6 protein-coding genes and 1 pseudogene are annotated in these 5,042 nt (G+C 73.0%); 6 read left to right on the forward strand and 1 reads right to left on the reverse strand.

What is annotated here, in order from left to right; all coding sequences use genetic code 11:
- Both ABFX54_RS22245 and ABFX54_RS22250 read left to right on the forward strand, forming a co-directional pair.
- Positions 1–234, forward strand: a pseudogene (locus ABFX54_RS22245) (hypothetical protein); the annotation flags it as partial.
- On the forward strand, positions 231–1,706 hold the full coding sequence (locus ABFX54_RS22250; RefSeq protein ID WP_346107632.1) for a sodium:solute symporter family transporter: 1,476 nt from the start codon (positions 231–233) through the stop codon (positions 1,704–1,706). The pseudogene ABFX54_RS22245 and the gene ABFX54_RS22250, both read left to right, overlap by 4 nt.
- A 362-nt stretch (positions 1,707–2,068) precedes the next feature.
- Here the strand turns inward: ABFX54_RS22250 and ABFX54_RS22255 are convergent, their stop codons facing one another.
- The gene (locus tag ABFX54_RS22255) at positions 2,069–2,908 is read right to left on the reverse strand and encodes a deoxyribonuclease IV (protein WP_346107634.1); all 840 of its coding nucleotides are present in this window, start codon (positions 2,906–2,908) and stop codon (positions 2,069–2,071) included.
- 149 nt (positions 2,909–3,057) lie between these two features.
- Between ABFX54_RS22255 and uraD the strand changes: the two genes are divergently transcribed.
- The 4 genes from uraD to ABFX54_RS22275 form a co-directional block, all read left to right on the forward strand.
- Complete coding sequence (uraD, locus tag ABFX54_RS22260) at positions 3,058–3,558, forward strand: 2-oxo-4-hydroxy-4-carboxy-5-ureidoimidazoline decarboxylase (protein WP_346107636.1); 501 nt, start codon at positions 3,058–3,060, stop codon at positions 3,556–3,558.
- A complete protein-coding gene (gene uraH, locus ABFX54_RS22265; RefSeq protein ID WP_346107638.1) occupies positions 3,555–3,854 on the forward strand; it encodes a hydroxyisourate hydrolase in 300 nt (99 codons plus the stop codon). Before uraD ends, uraH begins: the two co-directional genes overlap by 4 nt.
- Before the next feature lies 1 nt (position 3,855).
- The gene (gene pucL / locus ABFX54_RS22270; RefSeq protein WP_346107639.1) at positions 3,856–4,779 is read left to right on the forward strand and encodes a factor-independent urate hydroxylase; all 924 of its coding nucleotides are present in this window, start codon (positions 3,856–3,858) and stop codon (positions 4,777–4,779) included.
- Positions 4,780–4,787: 8 nt separating this feature from the next.
- Positions 4,788–5,042: FAD binding domain-containing protein (locus ABFX54_RS22275; RefSeq protein ID WP_346107641.1), on the forward strand; the 255-nt coding region annotated here is incomplete at its 3' end.

The following is a 5,042-nucleotide window of genomic DNA, read 5'->3' on the forward strand; positions in this document are numbered from 1 at the left end:
CCTCAGCCCGTGCCCGATCCCGTGCCCGATCCCGTGGCCGAACTCGTCGCGCGGCAGTTACGGCAGGCGCTGCGCATCGTGGGAGCCGTCGCCGCCCTGCTGGCCGGGCCCCCGGTGCTGGCGATGTGGGTGCCCGACCCCCGCGCCTGGGTCGTCTTGTCGCTGGCGGTTCAGGGCGTCTGGGTGGGTCTCGCCGCGCTGCAGCTCAGGCGGGCGGAGCGGCTGGAGAGATGAACGTCGCCGTGCTGACCGGGATCGCCTTCGTCCTGGTCCTGGGCGTCGCGGCGGGCGCCGCACGGCCCCGCCGCGTGTCCGGCGTCCACGTCGCGGCCAGGGGAGTGCCGCCCTGGTGGAACGGGGCCGCGATCAGCTCCGAGTTCACCTCGGCCGCGGCCTGCCTGGGCACGGCCGGGCTCATCGCCACCCACGGCTCGCCCATGTTGTGGTACCCGATGGGGGCCGCCGCCGGGTTCGTCGTCATCCTGGCGCTCGTGGTCGCGCCGCTGCGGCGCTCGGGGGCGTACACGCTGCCCGACTTCGCCGAATGGCGGCTGCGCTCGGCCCGGCTGCGCCGGCTGACCACCTGCTGCGTCCTCGTCGTCGGGCTGGCGTTCATGGTCGCCGAGCTGCACGCCGCCGGGGTCGTGGTGCGGCTGCTGACCGGGCTGCCGCCGTGGCTGGGCCCCGCCGCCGTCGCGGCGGCGGTGCTGGCCGTGGCGGTCGGCGGCGGGCTGGGCAGCGTGACGAGCGCGCAGGCCGCGCAGTTCTGGCTCAAGCTGGTGGTCTTCCTCGGGGTCGGGATCGTCTGCTGGTGGCTGGCGGAAGAGGGGGCCGTGGCCTGGTTCGAGGGCGCCTACCGGGGCGGGGGCGCCGGGCTGGCGGGCGCTGGCGACCCCTCGCTGCCGGGGGTGCTGGCCGTGCTGCTGGCGTGCGCGCTGGGCACGATGGGGCTGCCGCACGTGATCATGCGGGTGCACACCGACAGGGACGGTCACGCCGCGCGCCGCTCCATGGTGGCCACGCAGGCCATGCTGGCGGCCTTCTGCGTCGTACCACCGCTGTACGGGCTCATGGGGCACGCGCGGCTGCGCGGCGCCGCCGCGGACGAGATCGTGCTGCTGCTGCCCGCCAGGCTCTTCCCAGGGGCCGCGGACGAGGAGCTGACGGGCCTGCTGGCCACGGAGGCGTTCGCGGCCTTCCTGGCCACCGCCGCGGGCGTGCTGGCGGCCGTGGGCGGCGCGCTGTCGGCCCGCGCGTCCAAGGCGGGGGCGCGCTCGTTCCGCGTGGCCGTGGTGGCGGTCCTGGCGGCCGCGCTCGGGCTCACGGCGGTCACCGCCCCCGGGGCGTCGGTGGCGCTCGTGCTGCTCGGCCTCAGCCTCTCGGCGGCCACGTTCTGCCCGCTGCTCGTGCTCGGGATCTGGTGGCGGCGGCTGACGGACGCGGGCGCGGCGGCCGGTATCCTCCTGGGGGGCGGCTCGACGGCGGTGCTGGTGATCGGGGAGCAGACGGGCGTACGCATGGGCCCGCTGACCTCCTGCCCCGCGCCGGTGGCCGTGCCGGTCGCCTTCGCCGCGATGGTGCTGATCTCCCTGGCCGCGCCGGCCAGGACGCCCAGGGACGTGGGCCGGATGATGGCCAGGATGCATCTGCCCGAGCATCTCGCAGGCCCCCTGACCTACCGCTCGTCGTCCCGGGACGACCGCTGATCGCGGCAGCACTCTCCGTACATCGCTGACTACGCACCGTTCGGCGAGCTGTCCGTGAACAGGGTTTCTCCCGCAAGATCGCAACCGTAGTGTTTCGGCATCGGAGAGCTCTTCCGGCGCATCGGAAGACACGGGCCGCACGGCTCACGGTCGGCCCGATGCGCGGAATTCACCGGCGACGCGCAGGTCGCCGCGGCTGTCGGGCCCTTGACCGGGGGGTTGGGCCCGCCACGCCGGTTCCGTGAAGGGGCGCCCGCGAGGCTGTCGAACCGGGCCTCGCGATCCGGCACGCGGGGGCGGCCGGATCGCTCGGGCGGGCGCCCCTTTCATGGTCGCCCGCCGATCGGGAGCCCGGCCCGGGATCAGCCGTCGCGCAGCTTCTTCAGCAGCGTGATGTCCTCGGCGTGCTTCGGCGCCTTGCCCGGCGTCTCGACGCAGAGCGGGATCCCGGCCGCCGCCGGATGCCGCATGAGGTCGCCGAACGGCTCGGCGCCGATGTGACCGGCCCCGATGTTCTCGTGGCGGTCCTTCTTCGCCCCGCACACGTCCTTGGAGTCGTTGGCGTGGATCAGCTTGAGCCGCCCCGGCGCGATCGCGTGCAGCGCGTCCATCGTCTCCTTCACCCCGCCCTCGGCGGCCAGGTCGTGGCCGGCGGCGAAGGCGTGGCAGGTGTCGAGGCAGACGCACGCCCGCGGATGCCAGTCGAGCGCGGCGAGGTAGGGCTCAAGGTCCTGGACGGTGGCGCACAACATCGCGCCCTGGCCCGCCATCGGCTCCAGCAGCAGATCGGGCCCGCCCTCCGGGATCTCCTCCAGCAGCGGCAGCAGGTTGTCGTGCAACTGCCGCAGCGCGTCGTCGCGCGGCTGCGTCACCGCCGAGCCGGTGTGCACCACGACCCCCTTGGCGCCGGTCTCCACCCCGCGCCGCAGCGTGTGGCGCACGATCGCGATGGAGTTGCCCAGCGTCTCGGGGCTGGGCGAGCCGAAGTTGACCAGGTAGGGCACGTGGATGAAGGCCTCGACGCCGGACTCGGCCAGCTTGGCGTCCTCGGCGGGCTTGCCCTCGGTGAGCGCCCACCCGCGCGGGTTGGTGACGAACACCTGGATCATCTCGGCGCCGATCTCGGCCATGTATTTCAGGCCGCCCGTCGCCAGGCCGCCGGCGACGGAGACGTGTCCGCCGATCAGGGATTTCACGGTCATGATGACCCTCAGTTTAGGACCCGCGAGCCGATGCGGGGGCGGGCGCGCCCGGCGATTGGAGCATGACACGAAAACCGCCCCGCGTGCGGGCCGCCGGTTGGAGTTCTCACGGATGGACCGGGCACGTAGCGCATGTGTGTACTTCTGACATGTCAGAAACGCTCGCCGCGTTCAACGCGCGACCACCGGCCGAGGCGGAGGCCGGGCTGCTGAGCTGCTGCGCCTCGCGCGCCTTCGCCGGCGAGGTGGCCGCCCGGCGGCCGTACGAGAGCCTCGACCGGCTCCTCGACACCGCCCGCGCCGCCGTGCTGGAGCTGAGCTGGGACGACGTGCTGGAGGCCCTGAGCGCGCATCCCAGGATCGGCGAGCGGCCGGCCGGGAGCGGGCGGGAGGCGTCCTGGTCGCGGCGGGAGCAGTCCGGCGTCGAGGACGACCTGCGCGCGGCCCTCGCCGAGGGCAACCGCGTTTACGAGGAGCGTTTCGGGCATGTCTACCTCGTCTGCGCGACCGGGCTGACGGGGACCCAGATGCTGGACAAGCTCAAGCGGCGGCTCGGCAACGACGCGGCGCGCGAGCGCGACGTCGTACGCGGCGAGCTGGCCGCCATCACCCGGCTGCGGCTGGGCAGGCTCATCGAGGAGGGGGCATGAGCTTCTCCACCCACGTGCTCGACGCGGTCACCGGCCGGCCCGCCGCCGGCCTGCGCGTACGCCTGGAGCACGACGGCCGGGTCGTCGCCGAGGGCCGCACCGACGCCGACGGCCGGCTCAAGGGCTGGGACCCGGCGGCCGGGGTGCACCGCGTCGTCTTCGACACCGGCGCCTACCTCACGGAGACGTTCTACCCCGAGGTGGTCGTCACCTTCACCGTGACCGACCCCGCCCAGCACTACCACGTGCCGCTGCTGCTCAGCCCGTACGCCTACTCCACCTACCGAGGGAGCTAGATTGACCGTCAAGCTCGGCGCCAACCGCTACGGCAAGGCGGAGACCAGGCTCGTCCACGTGGTCAGGCAGGGTCCGGTCCACCACGTCAAGGACATCAGCGTCAGCACCTCGCTGTCGGGCGACATGGAGGCCGTCCACCTGACCGGCGACAACGCCGCCGTGCTGCCGACCGACTCGCAGAAGAACACCGTCTACGCCTTCGCCAGGCGCCACGGCGTCGGCCAGATCGAGGCGTTCGCCCTGCTGCTGGCCAGGCACTTCGTCGCCTCGCAGCCCTCGATCCACCACGCCAGGGTGGAGATCGAGGAGTACGGCTGGAACCGTACGGGGCCCCACTCGTTCGTGCGCGACGGCGGCGAGGTGCGCACGTGCGTGGTCCACCACGACGAGGACGGCCGCAGCACGGTGGTGTCCGGGCTGAAGGACCTCGTGGTGCTGAACTCGACCGGGTCGGAGTTCCACGGCTACATCGTGGACGAGTACACCACGCTGGAGCCCACCACCGACCGCATCCTGGCCACCGCCGTCGCCGCCCAGTGGCGCCACGCGGACGCCGCCGGCTCCGACTCAGCCTCCGACTCAGCCTCCGACTCAGCCTCCGACTCAGCCTCCGACTCAGCCTCCGACTACGCCAAGGCGTACACGGAGGTGCGGCGCTGCCTCCTCGACGCGTTCGCCGACACCCACAGCCTCTCGCTCCAGCAGACCCTGTACGCCATGGGGGAGCGCGCGCTCACGGCCTGCCCCGAGATCTGCGAGATCAGGCTCGCCATGCCGAACAAGCACCACTTCCCGGTCGATCTGTCCCCCTTCGGCCTGGACAACGACAACGAGGTCTTCTTCGCCGCCGACCGCCCCTACGGCCTCATCGAGGGCGGCGTGCTGCGGGAGGACGCGCCCGACGCCGGATTCGCCTGGGAGTAGGCAGAGACATGGACTTCTTGCGCCCCACGACGTGGGACGAGGCGCTGGCCGCCAAGGCGGACCAGCCGGACGCCGTGCCCATCCAGGGCGGCACGGACGTGATGGTCGAGCTGAACTTCGACGTCCGCAGGCCACCGGCGCTGCTCGACCTCAACCAGGTGGCCGAACTGCGCGAATGGTCGATGATTGACGGTCTGTGCCGGGTGGGGGCCGGGGTGCCGTACACGGCCGTGATCGAGGAGCTCGGCGCGACGCTGCCGGCC

Origin of the sequence: Nonomuraea maheshkhaliensis, from assembly GCF_039529435.1 — a bacterium.
GTDB lineage: Bacteria > Actinomycetota > Actinomycetes > Streptosporangiales > Streptosporangiaceae > Nonomuraea > Nonomuraea maheshkhaliensis.